At 45.3% G+C, this 16,982-nt stretch carries 15 protein-coding genes; 7 read left to right on the plus strand and 8 right to left on the minus strand.

Translation table 11 applies throughout. The features are described from left to right. Positions 1 to 5 precede the first annotated feature (5 nt). Positions 6 to 1,799, plus strand: a complete 1,794-nt coding sequence (locus EAI83_RS08875) for a flavin reductase (protein WP_118368505.1) — start codon at positions 6 to 8, stop codon at positions 1,797 to 1,799. 222 nt (positions 1,800 to 2,021) lie between these two features. Here EAI83_RS08875 and EAI83_RS08880 read toward each other — a convergent pair whose 3' ends face one another. Continuing rightward, positions 2,022 to 3,152 carry a glycerate kinase family protein gene (locus EAI83_RS08880; protein WP_110102717.1) on the minus strand — a complete coding sequence of 377 codons (1,131 nt, stop codon included), beginning with the start codon at positions 3,150 to 3,152 and terminating at the stop codon, positions 2,022 to 2,024. A gap of 201 nt (positions 3,153 to 3,353) precedes the next feature. On the opposite strand from EAI83_RS08880, the gene EAI83_RS17850 reads away from it, so the two are divergent. Beyond that, positions 3,354 to 3,506 (plus strand): helix-turn-helix domain-containing protein, encoded by a 153-nt coding sequence (locus tag EAI83_RS17850; protein WP_255363779.1) that lies wholly within the window; start codon positions 3,354 to 3,356, stop codon positions 3,504 to 3,506. A gap of 13 nt (positions 3,507 to 3,519) precedes the next feature. On the opposite strand, the gene EAI83_RS08890 is transcribed toward EAI83_RS17850, so the two are convergent. Continuing rightward, on the minus strand, positions 3,520 to 3,792 hold the full coding sequence (locus EAI83_RS08890; protein WP_015525529.1) for an acylphosphatase: 273 nt from the start codon (positions 3,790 to 3,792) through the stop codon (positions 3,520 to 3,522). Positions 3,793 to 4,041: 249 nt separating this feature from the next. Between EAI83_RS08890 and EAI83_RS08895 the strand changes: the two genes are divergently transcribed. Beyond that, on the plus strand, positions 4,042 to 4,560 hold the full coding sequence (locus EAI83_RS08895) for a nitroreductase family protein (RefSeq protein WP_110102715.1): 519 nt from the start codon (positions 4,042 to 4,044) through the stop codon (positions 4,558 to 4,560). Between the two features lie 184 nt (positions 4,561 to 4,744). Here the strand turns inward: EAI83_RS08895 and EAI83_RS08900 are convergent, their stop codons facing one another. After that, positions 4,745 to 5,656 carry a LysR family transcriptional regulator gene (locus tag EAI83_RS08900; RefSeq protein WP_015525527.1) on the minus strand — a complete coding sequence of 304 codons (912 nt, stop codon included), beginning with the start codon at positions 5,654 to 5,656 and terminating at the stop codon, positions 4,745 to 4,747. A gap of 77 nt (positions 5,657 to 5,733) precedes the next feature. Further along, positions 5,734 to 6,687: an SH3 domain-containing protein gene (locus EAI83_RS08905; protein ID WP_242981812.1), complete on the minus strand. Its 954-nt coding sequence runs from the start codon at positions 6,685 to 6,687 to the stop codon at positions 5,734 to 5,736. A 365-nt stretch (positions 6,688 to 7,052) separates the two neighbouring features. Here EAI83_RS08905 and EAI83_RS08910 point away from each other — a divergent pair, with 365 nt between their 5' ends. Next, positions 7,053 to 8,144 carry a DnaJ C-terminal domain-containing protein gene (locus EAI83_RS08910; RefSeq protein WP_059086226.1) on the plus strand — a complete coding sequence of 364 codons (1,092 nt, stop codon included), beginning with the start codon at positions 7,053 to 7,055 and terminating at the stop codon, positions 8,142 to 8,144. Between the two features lie 91 nt (positions 8,145 to 8,235). Here EAI83_RS08910 and EAI83_RS08915 read toward each other — a convergent pair whose 3' ends face one another. Together EAI83_RS08915 and EAI83_RS08920 are read right to left on the minus strand one after the other, a co-directional pair. After that, entirely contained in the window at positions 8,236 to 9,327 is a 1,092-nt protein-coding gene (locus tag EAI83_RS08915; protein ID WP_015525523.1) for a PTS transporter subunit IIC, read from the minus strand. A 49-nt stretch (positions 9,328 to 9,376) separates the two neighbouring features. Further along, a complete protein-coding gene (locus tag EAI83_RS08920) occupies positions 9,377 to 10,501 on the minus strand; it encodes an aldo/keto reductase (RefSeq protein WP_110102714.1) in 1,125 nt (374 codons plus the stop codon). Between the two features lie 339 nt (positions 10,502 to 10,840). Here EAI83_RS08920 and EAI83_RS08925 point away from each other — a divergent pair, with 339 nt between their 5' ends. Continuing rightward, on the plus strand, positions 10,841 to 11,686 hold the full coding sequence (locus tag EAI83_RS08925; protein ID WP_110102713.1) for an AraC family transcriptional regulator: 846 nt from the start codon (positions 10,841 to 10,843) through the stop codon (positions 11,684 to 11,686). Between the two features lie 15 nt (positions 11,687 to 11,701). On the opposite strand, the gene EAI83_RS08930 is transcribed toward EAI83_RS08925, so the two are convergent. Further along, positions 11,702 to 13,333 (minus strand): glycoside hydrolase family 36 protein, encoded by a 1,632-nt coding sequence (locus EAI83_RS08930; RefSeq protein WP_242981811.1) that lies wholly within the window; start codon positions 13,331 to 13,333, stop codon positions 11,702 to 11,704. A 516-nt stretch (positions 13,334 to 13,849) separates the two neighbouring features. On the opposite strand from EAI83_RS08930, the gene EAI83_RS08935 reads away from it, so the two are divergent. Further along, entirely contained in the window at positions 13,850 to 14,302 is a 453-nt protein-coding gene (locus tag EAI83_RS08935; protein ID WP_110102711.1) for an Hsp20/alpha crystallin family protein, read from the plus strand. A gap of 368 nt (positions 14,303 to 14,670) precedes the next feature. Further along, positions 14,671 to 15,315 carry a hypothetical protein gene (locus EAI83_RS08940; protein ID WP_021652759.1) on the plus strand — a complete coding sequence of 215 codons (645 nt, stop codon included), beginning with the start codon at positions 14,671 to 14,673 and terminating at the stop codon, positions 15,313 to 15,315. A gap of 69 nt (positions 15,316 to 15,384) precedes the next feature. Here the strand turns inward: EAI83_RS08940 and EAI83_RS17235 are convergent, their stop codons facing one another. Next, the gene (locus EAI83_RS17235) at positions 15,385 to 16,386 is read right to left on the minus strand and encodes a hypothetical protein (protein WP_110102710.1); all 1,002 of its coding nucleotides are present in this window, start codon (positions 16,384 to 16,386) and stop codon (positions 15,385 to 15,387) included. Positions 16,387 to 16,982 lie beyond the last annotated feature (596 nt).

Here is a 16,982-nt window from a genome sequence, read left to right on the forward strand (position 1 = left end):
CGCTCATGAAAATCACAGATACCATCAAATATGTAGGCGTTAATGATCATCAGGTTGACCTTTTTGAGGGCCAGTACAAAGTGCCGAACGGCATGTCCTACAACTCCTATGTGATCCTGGACGAAAAAATTGCGGTTATGGATACGGTAGATGCAAATTTTACTCACGAATGGCTTGATAATATCCAGAAAGTTCTGGGTGACCGGAAACCGGATTATCTGATCGTACAGCATATGGAACCGGATCACGCAGCCAACATCGCAAACTTCCTGAAGGCTTATCCGGACACCATCGTTGTTTCCAACAAAAAAGCCTTCGCCATGATGCAGAACTTCTTTGACCTGGATCTGGAAGGTCATCAGATCATCGTAGATAACGGCGGAACCCTTTCCCTTGGAAAACACGATCTGACTTTTGTATTTGCACCGATGGTTCACTGGCCGGAGGTTATGGTCACTTATGACAGCACAGAAAAGGTTCTTTTTTCCGCAGACGGCTTCGGAAAATTCGGTGCCCTGGATGCAGAGGAACCATGGGACGATGAGGCAAGAAGATACTATATCGGCATCGTTGGAAAATATGGTGTGCAGGTGCAGAACCTTCTGAAAGCAGCCGCAGCTCTGGATATCCAGACCATCTGCCCGCTCCACGGACCGGTTCTTACTGAAGATCTTGGACATTATATTAGCCTCTATGATACCTGGTCTTCCTACACACCGGAGGATGACGGAATCGTGATCGCCTACACTTCTGTATACGGTCATACAAAAATGGCCGTTCAGCAGCTGGCCGATAAATTCCGCAGCAAAGGATGTCCAAACGTTGTTGTCTATGATCTTGCAAGAGACGATATGTCCCAGGCACTGAGCGATGCTTTCCGTTACTCCAAGCTGGTTCTCGCAACCACCACATATAATGCAGGCATCTATCCGTTTATGAACGACTTTATTACCCGACTGACAGAGCACAACTTCCAGAACCGCACGGTAGGACTGATTGAAAACGGAACCTGGGCACCGCTGGCAGCGAAGGTTATGAAAGAAATGCTTTCCAAATGCAAAAAGATCAGCTGGCTGAATACCACAGTTAAGATCATGTCTGCAGTAAACGAAGAAAACCGCAGGCAGATGGAAGCTATGGCTGATGAGCTCTGCCAGGAATACATTGCAAAAAGCGATGATCTTGCCAACAAGAATGATATGACTGCTCTGTTCCGCATCGGTTACGGCCTCTATGTGGTAACCTCCAACGATGGCAAAAAGGACAACGGTCTGATCGTCAATACCGTTACACAGCTTACCGACAACCCATATCGCGTGGCTGTCAACATCAACAAGGCAAACTACTCTCACCACGTGATCCAGCAGACCGGTATCATGAACGTAAACTGCCTGTCCACAGATGCTCCGTTCTCTGTTTTTGAGCAGTTCGGCTTCCAGTCCGGCAGAAGCACCGATAAATTTGCCGGACAGAAAGTAAACCACTCCGACAACGGCCTGGTATTCCTGGACAAATATATCAATGCTTTCATGTCCCTGAAGGTAGAAAACTATGTGGATCTCGGCACTCACGGAATGTTCATCTGCAGCGTCACAGAGGCCCGTGTCATGAGCGATCAGGATACCATGACTTACACCTACTACCAGAAACATGTAAAGCCAAAGCCACAGACCGAAGGCAAAAAAGGCTGGGTATGCAAAGTCTGCGGATACATCTATGAAGGCGATGAACTTCCGGAAGATATCATCTGCCCGCTGTGCAAGCATGGCGCTGTGGATTTTGAGCCGATCGAAGGATAAGACTGAAATCCCCATAAATTGATTTAATCCGGTTACAGCTCCCTTATTTTTACAAATTATAAACCACAAAAAAGACAGGCTTCTGAGGTTGCCTGTCTTTTTTGTATTATCATCCAATGTCTTCTCAGCGTCTTTCACCAAATTTATTCTTACAGCAGATCAGACACTCACGCTCTGTATTTCTGCAGGAATCCTGAAATTTACGGATTATATGTCTTTCATTTATTTCATCAGTCTGATAACCTGCTCTGCAGTATCTGCCAGATTCTGCTTTGCATTCTCATTTTTCATGGCCTCCTCCAGAGTTACCACTCCGCGGAGGATCGGGAAAAAGGCATCGATCCCTGCATCGTTGCAGGCTCTTGCGTCACGCTGTACGGCACCTGCAAAGGCGATCACTTTTTTGCCATATTTCTTTGCAAGCTTTGCAACACCTACCGGCGCTTTTCCCATGGCTGTCTGTCCATCCATACGTCCCTCACCTGTGATCACAAGATCCGCGTCTTTGATGTAGTCCTCAAGTTTTGTCTCATCCAGCACGATGTTGATCCCGGATTCCAGGACTGCATCGGTAAAGGTCAGGAATGCAAATCCCATTCCGCCGGCAGCACCTGTTCCCGGATACTTTGCATCTGCTTTCGGAAAACGCTCCTTTGCAAGCTCTGCGTAAGCACCCAGCCACTGATCCATGTCCTGGATCATCTCCGGCGTAGCACCCTTCTGCGGTCCGTAGATGGAACTGCATCCAAGCTCTCCGCAAAGAGGATTTGTGACATCGCAGGCAACACGAAATTTACATTCTGCAAGCTCCGGGATCACATAGGCATCTGTGATCTCTGTGATGTCTTTCAGGCCTCTTGCTCCCGGAAGGACCTGCTTTCCGTTTTTATCCAGAAATGCATAGCCAAGTGCCTGAAGCATTCCCACACCACCGTCATTGGTGGCGCTTCCGCCGATACCCACAATAAATCTGCGGCAGCTTTTTTCGATGGCGTCCTTGATCACCTCACCGACACCGTAGGTTGTGGTATAAAGAGGATTTCTTTTTTCGTCCGGCACCTGCGTGATCCCTGCTGCACCAGCCATTTCGATCACTGCAGTCTTTGTGCTTTCGATGATGCCATACTCACAGATCACCGGCTCGCCAAGAGGCCCCGTAACCTTTACGTGCTCTGTTTTTCCGTTCATTCCTGCGACAAGGGCTTCCACGGTTCCCTCTCCACCGTCTGCCAGTGGTCTTACCTGAACTTCTGCGTCCGCATCCACACGATGGATACCTTCAGCAGCTGCAAAGCCTGCCTCCATGGATGTCATACTGCCCTTAAAAGAATCGATCGCTGTTACTACCTTCATTTTATTTTCCTCCTGTATGATTTTTATGTAAAGCTGATATCCGTACTCTCCGTTCTATCATTCCGTGTACCGGAAACGTGAAATGTTCATTTACGTGTCAGGCGGATATTTTCTGCGCAGCTCTGCAGCCAAATAACTGTTCTGCTGTTTGGTTATCAGCTGTCCCCGGATGAAAAGAACCTTCTGTGAACTTATTTTTCCCTGGAAATGTCTCTGGCTGATGCCGCAGAGAAGCTTTTTCTCCACAAAAATACTCTTCAATATAAATTAAACCACATTTATAAAAAATGTGGTCTCAATCCCCGAAAATTCCGGGACGCTGTTCTGTTGTATCTGGCACTGGAGCTGGAATGAACCGGCTATTTCACTATTCTCTCACATGAAAGCCAAACTCCTCCTCCAGTGGGATTTCCCTTGCTTCAATCCCCTCGATCTCCACAAAGCTCTGCTGAGAAAGGCGCTCTACCATCTCCCGGATTTCTTCTCTGGTTCCCTGTACTTCCATTTCCACACGATCATCCCAGAGATTCCGTACCCAGCCGGTCAGTCCCATGGACTGTGCAATATAATAGGAGCGGTAACGAAAGCCTACTCCCTGTACTCTTCCTGAAAAATAAAAATGTTTCCGAATCTTTTCCATCTGGCACCTCATATTTTCTGTCTTAACTATTCTGTCTCTGTATCTCCACCCGAAATTCTCCCGCATCCGCCGCAGGAATATCATAACCAGATTATATAATATTTCTTTATAAATTGTAAAGTTATATCCTTCTATCTATTGGAAACTATAATCATCTGCGTTATAATGGTTTTTATCAGAATAAAAAGAAATTTACTTTCTTTTGCAGAAAATATTTTCAACAAAATTTAACATCAGGAGGTAATGATCATGAATGAAAGCATCAAAAATCTGTTAGAGCGCAGAAGCATCCGCGCCTACAAAAAAGAGCTTGTTCCGAAAGAAACTCTGGATACGATCCTGGAAGCGGGAGAATATTCCCCCAGCGGCATGGGACAGCAGAGCACTCTTATGGTAGTGACACAGGATCCGGAGCTGGTTGCAAGGCTTTCCAAAATGAACGCAGCTGTTATGGGCAGCACCTCAGATCCGTTCTACGGCGCCCCAACTGTGATCATTGTCTTTTCCGACAGCAAAATGGGCACCTGTGTGGAAAACGGAAGTCTTGTGATGGGAAATCTCATGAATGCCGCACATGCTCTCGGCGTGGACTCCTGCTGGATTCACCGTGCAAAAGAAGTTTTTGACTCCGAGGAAGGAAAAGAGCTGAAGAAGCAGTGGGGTGTTCCAGAGGAATATATCGGCGTAGGCCACTGTGTTCTTGGATACCGTGACTGTGAGTATCCAACAGCCAAACCGCGTAAGGATGGTTTTGTGATCCGTGTGTGATCGGCTTGCAGAATAAAATTTCCACTGCCAAAAACTTTTAATGTAAATAAAAATCTGACAGATTCCTGCATGATACGCATCGCTACGTATCTGAGAATACACAGGGAAACACCCCTCCGGTATCATAAATACCAGAAGCTTTTCCCGTCTTCTCCGGCAGTGATCTGTCAGATTTTATTTTCTCTTATTTCAGTGCTTTATCCTTATATCTGGAAATCTCCTCCAGATATTTTTTCCCAAGGGCACTGATGTTAACACCCTTTCTGGCAACATAACCGATTGTCATGATCTCATCGGAATCCAGCTTCACAGCACAGTAATCGGAACCATTAAGATCCTCACAGATAATACCGGAGCATAAGGTATATCCATTCAGTCCTACCATCAGGTTCAGCATAGTAGCCCTGTCATCGGCTTTGATCAGCCGTTTGTATTCATAGGTGCTCAAAACCTCCTCAGCAAAATAAAAAGAGTTATTTCCTCCCTGTTCAAAGGACAGACACGGATATTCCTTCAGTTCTTCCAGCGTGATCTTCTCACGCTTCGCCAGAGGATGCCCCTTCCACATATAAACGTAGATCCGACAGTTGAGAAGTTCGTGAAACTCCAGACCATACTCGTGAAACATTTTTGTAAGTACCTTACGGTTAAAATCATTTACGTAGAGGATCCCGATCTCACTCTTGAAATTACGGACATCCTCGATGACCTGATGCGTCTTGGTCTCGTGGACCGCAAATTCGTACTCATCCATGCCGAATTGCTTTACCAGCTCCACAAAGGCATTAACTGCAAAGGTATAATGCTGCATGGAAACACTGAATTTTTTGCGTGACTGTTCCTTGGAAATATATTTGGCTTCCATCAATTCGTACTGTTCCACCACCTGCCTTGCATACCCCAGAAATTCTTCGCCTGCAGGCGTTACGGCGATTCCTCGGTTCGTTCTTCGGAAGATCTCAACACCGGTTTCTGCTTCCAGCTCCCGGATTGCCGTGGAAAGACTGGGCTGAGAAATATAAAGGCTTTTTGCTGCCTCGTTCATAGATCCGGCTTTTGCAATTGCTATGGTATATCTGAGCTGTGCCAGAGTCATCTTTCTGCCTCCCCGTTTCTTGTTCCGGCTTTCTGTTCCTCTTCAGGCAGATCCGGCAACAAGCATCCTTTATCTTTTTATTTAAGGTAGTTCTTATCTACATATCCTTCTTTTCCAAGCTTCGGAACATATACATACCAGTAAGTACTGTCTTTCTTCTCAATGACTTCTACCGTATCTCCGTTATTCAGCTGGGCGATCTCATTGTCCTTGTCATACGCCTTTGTACTGCGCAGAGCCAGATAGCCGCTTTCCACTTTAACAGTCATGGATGGAGTTGTCGTACCTGAGCCTCCGGTAAGATAGTTCCTGTCAACATAACCGGTCTTATCCAGCTGCGGAACATATACATACCAGTACTGATCGTTGCTGGTGTCCTTCACCTGAACCGTGTCACCGGTATTCAGCTGTCCGATCTCATTGCTTTCATTATAGGCTGCCTTGTTGCGAAGGGCAAGATAACCAGTTTCTACTTTAACTGTCCACAGACCACTGTTGTAAATATACCGGTTATCCACATATCCGGATTTATCAAGCCCCGGAGCATATACGTACCAGTAAGTAGAATCACTGCTGTCCTTTACAAGAACGACATCTCCGGTATTCAGACGTCCGATCTCGTTACTGTCATTGTAAGCTGCGGTACTTCGAAGAGCCAGATAGCCTTTTTTTACCTTTACTGTCCAGGAATCGTTGGAAGCTGTGGCGTTCTCTGCTATCTGGATATAGTTTTTGTCCAGATATCCGGATTTATCCAGTCTTGGCACGTATGCATACCAGTAGGTAGCGTCCTTCCGATTTGTAACTTCCACAAGATCTCCTGTATTCAGCTGTCCGATCTCATTGCCTTTGTCAAAAGCCTTCTCACTCCGGAGAGCCAGGTATCCATCTGTGACTTTGACTTTAAAAGTGGTTCCTGCTGCTGCCTTTGCCTCCCGGATCGTCGCCGGAAAAGCTGCTGCCAGTATAAGTGTCAGAAGTACCAGCCTTTTTACTGCCTTTATATGGGACAGAAGAGTTCTTTTTCTCATATTATACGCCTCCTTTTCTTTTTTGGATCTTTCTCTGATCTGCGGCTCTCTCTGTTTTTTATTTACTGAGCAGACCGCACCGGAATTTATGGTAGTATTATATCATATTTTCAGCTGATAGCTGTAAGAATCACATCTCTTATTGCAGTCCAAAATGTTCTTTCCCACAATGCAGGTATTGACACTTTTAATTAGTAGTGTTATATTACATGTAGAACAAGATAAAAGTAATGCCCCCGGGATTTTTCCCGGGGAATTTTATACGCATACGTTCAATATATGACAGTCCGGGAGATCTGTCCTCTGAGAGGACAGATCGATCATCCGGGACGCTGCAGACTATAATATAAGGGAAGGTGAATACCATGGCAGTAAAAAGAGATTATTACGATGTTCTGGGCATTGACCGGAACGCAGATGAAAAAACAATAAAAAAAGCCTATCGTAAACTGGCCAAAAAATATCATCCGGATACAAACGCCGGTAATGCAGATGCCGCAGATAAATTTAAAGAAGTAAACGAAGCCTACGATGTCTTAAGTGATCCAAAGAAGAAAAAAATGTATGATCAGTTTGGTCATGCCGCATTTGAAGCAGGAGCTGATCCTGGAGCCGGCGCAGGTGCCGGTGGATTCGGCGGATTCCAGGGTGGCGGCAATGGCAGCTATCAAGAATTTCATTTTAACGGTGAAAATATGGACGATATTTTTGGTGATATCTTCGGAAATATGTTCCACGGCAGTCACGGCGAAAGCCGCGGTTTCGGCAGCAATGGCACATATGAGCATTTCACCGGTAACGGTGGCGGCTTTCACAGTGGATTTGGCGGAAGTGGCTTTCACAGTGGCAACGGCTTCGGCGGATTCCATCAACAGGATTTTCCGCAAAAAGGCTCTGATGTGAAGGCCAGCATCAACGTTACCTTTGATGAGGCAGCTTTTGGTGCAGATAAAAGGATCTCTCTGTCCGGTCCGGACGGAAGCTCCGGTGCACCGCAGACACTTCAGATTCATATTCCGGCAGGTATTGATACCGGCAAGAGTATCCGTCTGAAAGGAAAAGGCATGCCCGGAACCGGCGGCGGTGAGCCTGGTGACCTTCTTCTGAAGGTTACCGTAGGAACACGTCCTGGCTATGAACGAAAGGGATCGGATGTTTATACCACCATTTCTATTCCTTACACAACCGCTGTTTTCGGCGGTGAAGCCACCGTTCCCACCCTTTACGGAAATGTTATCTGTAAGATCAGGGAAGGTATGCAGTCCGGTTCCAAGATCCGCCTGAGAGGAAAAGGCATTGTTTCCATGAAGAACCCTTCCGTCCGCGGTGATCAGTATGTAACCATTCAGATCCAAGTTCCTCAGAATCTGAATTATTCCGCAAAAGAGAAACTCCATGAATATGCAAAGGCCTGTGGACTGGAACGGAGTAATGCCACCGGATCACATGTAGCATAAAAGTTAAAATAAAAGAGTATCACAAAGCTCATCACTATCAATGAGTTCCTGTGATACTCTTTTTTGATTTTAAAGTAAGATCTGATATAGCTTATGACAGCGTCATATCTCCATCTTTCACCCATCCGAGCTTACGTACAAACATATTGATCAACGGGCAGAGAACTGCCGGGAGAATAAAAGAGATCAGAAAAAGTCCTGCCCAGTCCATAGCTGTAACAGCTGTCTTGGTTCCTTCTGCAATATCATTCATCCATCCTGTATACACACCGATCTGACCTACAAAACCGCAGGTACCCATTCCTGAGGATACAGCAGTTCCGTTCATCTGAAGCCTGAACAAGCAGGTTGCAATAGGTCCTGTGATAGCAGATGTTACGATCGGAGCGATCCAGATTCTTGGATTTCTGACGATATTTCCCATCTGGAGCATGGAAGTTCCGATTCCCTGAGAGACAAGACCACCCCATTTGTTTTCCCTGAAGGACATGACCGCAAAACCTACCATCTGCGCACAGCAGCCCGCTACTGCAGCGCCGCCTGCCAGTCCGGTAAGTCCCAGAGCCGCGCAGATCGCAGCAGAAGAGATCGGCAGCGTTAGTGCGATTCCAACAAATACAGAAACCAAGATTCCCATAAAGAATGGCTGCAGATCTGTTGCCCACATGATCACGCTTCCTACCTTCATGGCAGCTTTTCCAAGAGCCGGTGCCCACCATGCGGAAAGACCTACGCCCACACCGATGGTTACAAGAGGCGTTACAAGGATATCGATCTTTGTTTCCTTTGAAACTGCCTTACCGATCTCAGCTGCAACAATGGCAACAAACAGTACAGCCAGAGGACCGCCTGCTCCGCCAAGTGCGTTGGAGGCAAATCCAACGGTGATCAGCGAAAACAATACCAGCGGCGGGCAATGCAAGGCGTAACCGATGGCTACTGCCATGGCAGGGCCGCTCATGGCAGATGCCAGAGAACCTACTGTATACTGGGTATCATTGACTGTGGCAACTGCCATAGTCAGAAACGGAATGTGAAACTGTGTGCCAATGGTGTTGATGATCGTACCGATCAGCAGGGAACAGAAAAGTCCCTGTGCCATAGCTCCCAGTGCATCGATACCATATCTCTTCAGAGAGATCTCGATATCCTTCCGTTTTAGAAATGCTTTGAATTTTTCCATTTTTAAACTCTCTCCTTACCCTGATCCGCTTCCTGCCGGATCAGTTCCTTTATTTGCAAAAAGCCTCGCTTACTTTCTCAAGTTCCTCGCGGATGGAAATATGCTGCGGACATACTTCCTCACACTGTCCGCATTTTATACATTCATCTGCACGCTTTCTGCCATGACTGACTACCAGCCAGTCTTCCTGATGCGCTGCGGCGGCTTTATTTCCGTACAATGTCAGATAATTCATTGCTGTAAAAGAACCGGAAATTCCAATTTCCATCGGACAGACCTTTGCACAGTAGTTACAGGTTGTACATGGGATCAGAGGAATTTTGCTCATAGCCTCTCTTGCCTTATCAAGAGTCTCCTTCTCACTGTCAGTAAGGCCATTGAAATCCTTCATAAAGGAAAGGTTATCCTCCATCTGTGCAACATTGCTCATTCCGGAAAGTACGGTGATCACGCCTTCCAGATTTGCCGCAAAACGGATTGCCCAGGATGCTGTGGATGCTTCCGGCTCTGCTTCCTTCAGAAGCTTTTCCACTGCTTCCGGCGGAGTTGCAAGCATGCCGCCTTTTACAGGTTCCATGATAATGACCGGTTTTCCATGTTTTCTGGCTACCTCGTAGCAGGCTCTTGACTGGATCACCGGATTTTCCCAGTCTGCGTAATTGATCTGCAGCTGTACAAATTCCATTTCCGGATGTGCAGTGAGAAGTGCATCCAGCTCCTCCGGTGTGGAGTGGAACGAAAATCCTGCATGTCTGATCAGACCGGCTTCCTTCTGTTCATGGATCCAGTCCCATAAACCGTACTTATCAAAATATTTTGTTCTGTGCTCTCCAAGATTGTGGAGAAGATAAAAGTCGAAATATCCTGCCTTTGTTCTCTCCAGAGATGTTTTAAACTGTGCAAGAGCTTCATCTCTTGTCTTGCAGTTGATCCAGGCTGCCATCTTGGTGGCTAACTGATATTTTTCTCTCGGATAACGCTCTACCAGCGCTTCGCGGATAGCATCTTCGCTTCCTGCATAAGCCCATGCTGTATCAAAATATGTAAATCCGGCTTCCATAAATTTGTCCACCATGACTTTGGTCTGCTCCACATCGATCACACCTTCTGATTTCTGCGGAAGTCTCATAAGGCCAAAACCAAGTTTTTTGATCTCTTCACCTAAATATGCCATATCTTTCTCCCTTCTTATTACATACCGGAAAATTCCTCATATCATCTGATATATCACCGGATAAGCAATATTTCTGACACAGATATCTCCCGGACCGTTATATTTTTGCCGCAGAAAAACTGCGTTTCTCCTATTATAACGATATTTTTCCTGGCGGTAAACCTTTTTCTTTTACAAGTGTCAAGACAACGCCAGGATATAAAAAACAGCTGCCGCACGTTTATTGCACGGCAACTGTCTTTTGTCCTATCAGTTCATCTTTGTTCTTTACACCTCAGATCAAATATTTTAAACTGATATTACTTATAATAACCATATATCGAAAGGCAGAAAACTCTCATGAAAAACAAGCAGGTCATGAACCGCCAGACTTCGTCAAAAGAACTTCATCTTATTTCCTGCGGCTGGGAAAAATGTACACCGGAACAGTCCTATGGTCCAGGTGTACGGCGGTATTACACCATTCACTTTGTGCTGAGCGGGCAGGGATATTTCTATATGAACAACCGGAAATATACCTTGAAAGCCGGACAGTGCTTTTTCATTCCTCCTATGACCAGTTCTCTCTACAAAGCGGAACCTTCTGATCCCTGGACTTACATCTGGATCTGCTTCAATGGAGAAAATGCTCCCATACTTTGTGAACACTGTCATCTTACTGAAGAAACTCCGGTCCAGCAGCTAAATTCGGTTCTTCCCTATCAGGAAACCATTCTTGAAATGATGACTCACCCGCAGCTGACGCCCTCCAGTGAAGCCTATATCCAGAGTGGTCTTTACCGGATCATCGCCATGCTGGAGGAAGAATTTCATGCTTCCTACACGACCATGGAATCCAATGAGAATTTTTACATCACACAGGCTGTTGATTACATCAAAAAAAGTCCGCTACAGAATATCACTGTGACAGATGTTGCTGACTATCTCCATATCAGCCGCAGCCACCTTTACGGACTTTTTAAAAAACATCTTGGAACCACACCCCAAGCATTCCTGACTTCAGCCAAGATCATCAACGCCCGGGAGCTTCTGACCATCACGGATATCCCTGTCTCCAGCGTGGCGTTCTCCTGCGGATATCAAAATCCATTTGCCTTTTCCCGTGCCTTCAAAAAAGAAACCGGCATGACGCCACGGGAATACCGGGAAAAATATCATCATGCCGAGGATCTTCTGGATTGCTGAACCACTTTTTCTGATTTACGGAACAACTACCTTGGCATTATAGTATTCCACCGCAGCATCCATGGTCGGACCTTCGTTGTCAAACCAGTCATAAGTGATAGTTTCGCCGTTTTCTCCCCATACCTCCGGGCAGTCGATTTCTTCCCAGTCCATCGGAACAAAATGCTCTTTCTGTTCTGATGCACGCAGCATGATCTGATGCAGCTCCTCAAATTCCTCCGGATTCAAAACTCCAGGTTTTGCGGATACAAACAGTGGTGTACCGCTCTTTGCAAGAACGTCTGCCCACTGACGATTTTTCTCCCATGGGATCATTCCGAAAATACCGACACAGTCTGCATCAATATGGTAAAACGTATTGTGCTGCGGAAGACGGAATGCCAGCGTATTTACGCCCATTCGTCTGGTACGCTCCCAGATACGTCCGCTGGTATCGTCACCGGTCCGGTTCAGATGCATCAGGCCTGCGCCGAGATGTCCGATGGTATTGCAGCCGATGATCACTGCGTTGTTGCTCCGGGAAGCATCATAAATCTCCTGATAAAGCATTTTTACGATTTCTGCGCTGGTTTTGGTCTGATCATAAAAATGCCATTTCTCCATGGAATTGTCTCTTAAATTCGCCTCAAATCCCCATTTCCCAAAGAGATCAAAGGTAGAAAAATCATGCTTGATCAGCGTGTATCCCCAATCACAGATCCTCTCGATATCTTTACGGATATATTCCAGTGCATCCGGGTGGGACGGATCGAGACAGTCATTATAGGAAATTCTCCACTCATTCGGGATATTCTCATCTTCATTAAGAAGCAGACGGACCCAGATACCCGGGCGGACACCTTTTTTCTCCAGCTTGTCTGCAAGACCTTTCATATCCGGAAATCTGTCATTGCCTTTTGTCCATGGTCCACCGTTGTATTCATCCAAGCGGTGATGTTCCTGCCAACAGTCATCAATGACCATGAACGGAGGATTTTTTACACCTTCGGTCAGTTTCAGGATATAATCGGTATCACTTAAGATCTCCTCTTCGGAGCTGTCACCGTAAGCATAGTACCAGTTATTGCTTCCATATACCGGAAACTCTGGGAAGATCGGATCTGCACACATTTTTTCACAGAATTTCTGTGCAGTTTCAAAAGTATCTGCTCCTTCTGCTTCCATGCAGACGATCTGTGCGGCACACAGCTTTCTTCCTTTCAGCTGTACTCCTGTATTTCCGCAGCGAACATCCAGAAACAAAGTAATTCCTTTGGTATCCACCTGCCAACAGCACATAGCAGAAGGACGGACCTTTACGCCAAAGCAGAGAACCTTCTCAGAAAGCTTCGCCAGAAAATACCATGGCAGATAACGGTTTCCGCTCATTCCATGCCATTCCGCATCACCATAGGTACGTTCCCAGGCATCTCCCAGAAATCTGGCTGATTTCGGGATCTTATAGTTCCATCTCAGCTTCACACATCTCACTGCATCCTCGGATGTGACAAATATATCCTCATGTTCACCTGCGTCCTGAAATTCCACAGTAGTTGCACCGGCAGCTACTGTCGTCTGCCCTCCCTGGCACACAAGTCTCTCCGCTTCTGTTTCCACTGTTACATAATCCGGTACCCCAAGCTTAAAATCTGCATATTTTTTCTGCATTATTCTCTCCTCCTGTACTTTTTCATTTACATTTTGCTTTACCTGCATACTCATGAATACTGTCTTTCTATCGTCTGTTCAACTCAGAAGAATGTACGAAAAATTTTTTTAATACATTTTGTCTATATGCCTTATTATATTGATTTTTTTGGTTTTTTCTATGCTTTAAAGTTATTATAACATTGCAGAATGTTCAATCTGCATAAGATTTTCAGTCCTTGTCCGATTCGCTTTTTAATATGAGAGCATAAAGGGCTAAAGGTGGAAATTAGTTTTTTCATTTTACGGAACACAAATTCTTCACAATTTTTTAGCACTCACCTATTGACTTTGCTAACAACATGTGTTATATTACATATAGAACAAAGGAGAAGATAAAAAAGAACTTCCAGATGTTCAGAATAAAACCAAACGATCACCACTGCGGAATAACCCGAAGTGGTAACTATATACCGGCAACAGTTGGATTTCTTGATCCACCGGAACGGCTTTTCAATTTGAAAGGAGAAATGACTTATGATGTTCCCGAGTGTATTTGGAGAAAACTTATTTGATGAGTGGATGGATGATTTTGGATTCAGAGATAATTTCTTTAGCGGAAAGAACCCTCTTTATGGCAAACATGCAAAAAATATCATGAAAACTGATGTACGTGAAACAGATAAAGGCTATGAGCTGGATGTAGATCTTCCAGGATTTAAGAAAGATGAAGTACAGGTACAGCTGAAGGATGGTTATCTTACCATCTCCGCTGCCAAGGGTCTTGACAAAGACGAGGAAGACAAGAAAGGCAATTATATCCGCCGTGAACGTTATGCCGGCAGCACAAGCAGAAGCTTCTATGTTGGTAATGGTGTAAAAAACGAAGATGTCCATGCAAAATTTGAGAACGGTGTTCTGAGACTTTCTATTCCGAAAAAAGCAGCTGAAGAGATTGAAGCTGATAAATATGTATCTATTGAAGGCTGATATTGACTCACTCTCACAGGGGGAGGATCCTTAGGGATTCTCCTCCTCTTTTTTATACGCAATAATACATATGACACTCTCTTTCCAATTTACTACGTACTCACAAGTACTTTCACTCTATAGTAATGATCCTATTGTCAAAGTTTTCATGATATTGGATATTTTTTAACAAATACGCTTGATTTTTTGAATATTTTTTATATATTTTGCATTATATTATTTCATTTTTTTGAAATTAATGGTATAATATGCACAGCTAATCGGATATTTGCAATCCGCATTCGGTTAAATAAATCTGTTTCGTAATCCTTCAGGATAATTCTCCTGAACAACCACGTAAAACACGATCACGACAGGAGGTTTTTATTATGGATCAGGACAACATCATAAAAATTTATGCACGCACTGACAACCGCATACAGCTTAAAATGATTCCGGGACACTTCGTAACATCCCAGTCCCATATCACACACTACCTGGATCTCACTACTATGAAATCCAGATGCGCTGAAGCACAGCGTATTGCATCCGCTCTCGCAGCAAATTACGAAGCATCCATTCCGGTAGACACCATCGTCTGCATGGACGGACTTGAAGTGATCGGTGCTTATCTCGCCGAAGAACTGACCAAAGCCGGCGTCCTTTCCATGAACGCACACCAGACCATCTACGTCATCACCCCTGAGTTCAACAGCACCGGGCAGATGATCTTCCGCGACAACTATGAACCAATGATCAATGGAAAAAACATCCTCGTCCTAAATGGTTCCATCACCACCGGATCCACATTGAACCGAGCTATCGAAAGCGTTCTGTACTATGGCGGTAAGATCCGCGGCGTGGCAGCCATCTACAGCAGTGTAGACAGTGTAGCCACACTCCCTGTCCACTCTATCTTTCAGGCCAGAGACATCCCGGACTATCACTCCTACCGCTCTGACAACTGCCCACTGTGCAAAAACCGCCAGAAGATCGATGCTATTGTCAGCAGTTACGGATATTCTGTATTATAAGATTCAGATCAATCAACGAATCCCCCATGGATAGCAAAACCAGTGGGGGATTCTCTTTATCTTTTCTTATTATAATTGATATTCTCTGTACATAGCTTCACGCATTTCTTTATCTGTAACAACCTTCTGAATCTCATTACCACGCTCATCAAGTATAAGCCTGTTGATCAGAACACTAAGTCGTTCTTCCCCCTGGGCCATTCCCTGAGCTATTCCCTGAGCCATTCCCTGGGCCATTCCCTGAGCCATTCCCTGAGCCATTCCCTGTTCTCGCCCCAGTGCTTCAGCCTGTTCCTTAGCTTCCGCCATCAGTCTTGCCCTTTTCTCAGATTCCAGTTCCAGAACATGTCCACCCATAATCTCACCTATTCCTTTCCGGACTTTCTCCTCATTTCTGAAAATATGATCAGATATCCGAGTTATCAGTCCAATCAGATCACTGAACAGTTCAGACCTTCCAGATTCAGTGATCTCTACCTCCAGTTTACTCCGGATCACTTCATATTCATTCAGTAATTCCTGAAAAAGTTGTGGATTCTCACTCATCTCATGCCCTCTTTTTTCATATCGCATGATATAAAAAGGAAGCAGCATAAGAAGACTCTTTTCAAATATCTTATCTTTTGTATAATTCTCTACTTTAATGGCAGGCACTCTGTACAAATGACATCCCCCATCCGGAAAAACCACATCCACTTCCAGAAAATCCGGCGTATTCCTACTATTTCTCAGATACAACACACAAGAACGTGGAAACTCCATCCGATACCTCCGTCCCTGCTTTCTGGCAAACTCAACAGCAGTTGCAAAATCATACTCTATCATCCGTACAGCCATTGTCGTGTCATCCGTACTCTGGCATTCTATATGATAAATCCTGTTTCCGATCAACAGCCGCGAATCCGTAATAATCTCACCATCCACCCGCTGATACTCGTTACGCAGCTGCACAATCTCCATATCAGCCGGGTATGATGTATGAAAAACATCATTGATCAAAGGCACGACCAGAAACGTCATTTTCTCCATCATAGTACGAAAAACATCATCAAAAATCGTATTATCTCTCAAACAATACTCCTTCTGGTATATACAATTATACCATCAACCAAACACTTCAGAAACCCTGTATACAGTTTTTATAAATATTTTTGAAAAAACGCTTCAGACATTGAAGCAAAAAGAAACCAAATAAATGGATAGATCTTATAAGATATACAAATCATACCACACATCCCACCACAACACCACAAAAACCCATCTCCAAATTTCGACACCACCTTCCAGCGTCCAGCAACGCGCCGACATTCACAACCTCCCTCCAAACCACATGGAATCTCAACCTTCCAAACTACAGGCGTCCAGCAACGCGCCGACGCTCACAACCTCCCTCCAAACCACATGGAATCTCAACCTTCCAAACTACAAGCGTCCAGCAACGCGCCGACGCTCACAACCTCCCTCCAAACCACATGGAAACTCAGCCTTTCCTCCCAGCCATCCAGCGCAGCGCTGATGGCTCATCCAACTCCCGTCAGACCACTCTACCCCTCCCACCATGACCGCACAGTGTGAGGTTTGCAGCAGAAGTCCGGGTGCTTTGGAGTGAGCCTTGGTCCATACTTAGCGTCTGAGGTGGTTCACGGAGAGGTACCCGGCGGCCACAA

Source organism: Blautia sp. aa_0143, from assembly GCF_004167315.1.
Taxonomy (GTDB): Bacteria; Bacillota; Clostridia; order Lachnospirales; family Lachnospiraceae; genus Blautia_A; species Blautia_A fusiformis.

What these genes read in the sequence shown, in the direction of transcription:
- EAI83_RS08875 (WP_118368505.1), top strand. Translation starts at nt 6, where the DNA reads ATGAAAATCACAGATACCATCAAATATGTAGGCGTTAATGATCATCAG.
- EAI83_RS08880 (WP_110102717.1), bottom strand. Translation starts at nt 3,152, where the DNA reads ATGAAGGTAGTAACAGCGATCGATTCTTTTAAGGGCAGTATGACATCC.
- EAI83_RS08890 (WP_015525529.1), bottom strand. Translation starts at nt 3,792, where the DNA reads ATGGAAAAGATTCGGAAACATTTTTATTTTTCAGGAAGAGTACAGGGA.
- EAI83_RS08895 (WP_110102715.1), top strand. Translation starts at nt 4,042, where the DNA reads ATGAATGAAAGCATCAAAAATCTGTTAGAGCGCAGAAGCATCCGCGCC.
- EAI83_RS08900 (WP_015525527.1), bottom strand. Translation starts at nt 5,656, where the DNA reads ATGACTCTGGCACAGCTCAGATATACCATAGCAATTGCAAAAGCCGGA.
- EAI83_RS08905 (WP_242981812.1), bottom strand. Translation starts at nt 6,687, where the DNA reads ATGAGAAAAAGAACTCTTCTGTCCCATATAAAGGCAGTAAAAAGGCTG.
- EAI83_RS08910 (WP_059086226.1), top strand. Translation starts at nt 7,053, where the DNA reads ATGGCAGTAAAAAGAGATTATTACGATGTTCTGGGCATTGACCGGAAC.
- EAI83_RS08915 (WP_015525523.1), bottom strand. Translation starts at nt 9,327, where the DNA reads ATGGAAAAATTCAAAGCATTTCTAAAACGGAAGGATATCGAGATCTCT.
- EAI83_RS08920 (WP_110102714.1), bottom strand. Translation starts at nt 10,501, where the DNA reads ATGGCATATTTAGGTGAAGAGATCAAAAAACTTGGTTTTGGCCTTATG.
- EAI83_RS08925 (WP_110102713.1), top strand. Translation starts at nt 10,841, where the DNA reads ATGAAAAACAAGCAGGTCATGAACCGCCAGACTTCGTCAAAAGAACTT.
- EAI83_RS08930 (WP_242981811.1), bottom strand. Translation starts at nt 13,333, where the DNA reads ATGCAGAAAAAATATGCAGATTTTAAGCTTGGGGTACCGGATTATGTA.
- EAI83_RS08935 (WP_110102711.1), top strand. Translation starts at nt 13,850, where the DNA reads ATGATGTTCCCGAGTGTATTTGGAGAAAACTTATTTGATGAGTGGATG.
- EAI83_RS08940 (WP_021652759.1), top strand. Translation starts at nt 14,671, where the DNA reads ATGGATCAGGACAACATCATAAAAATTTATGCACGCACTGACAACCGC.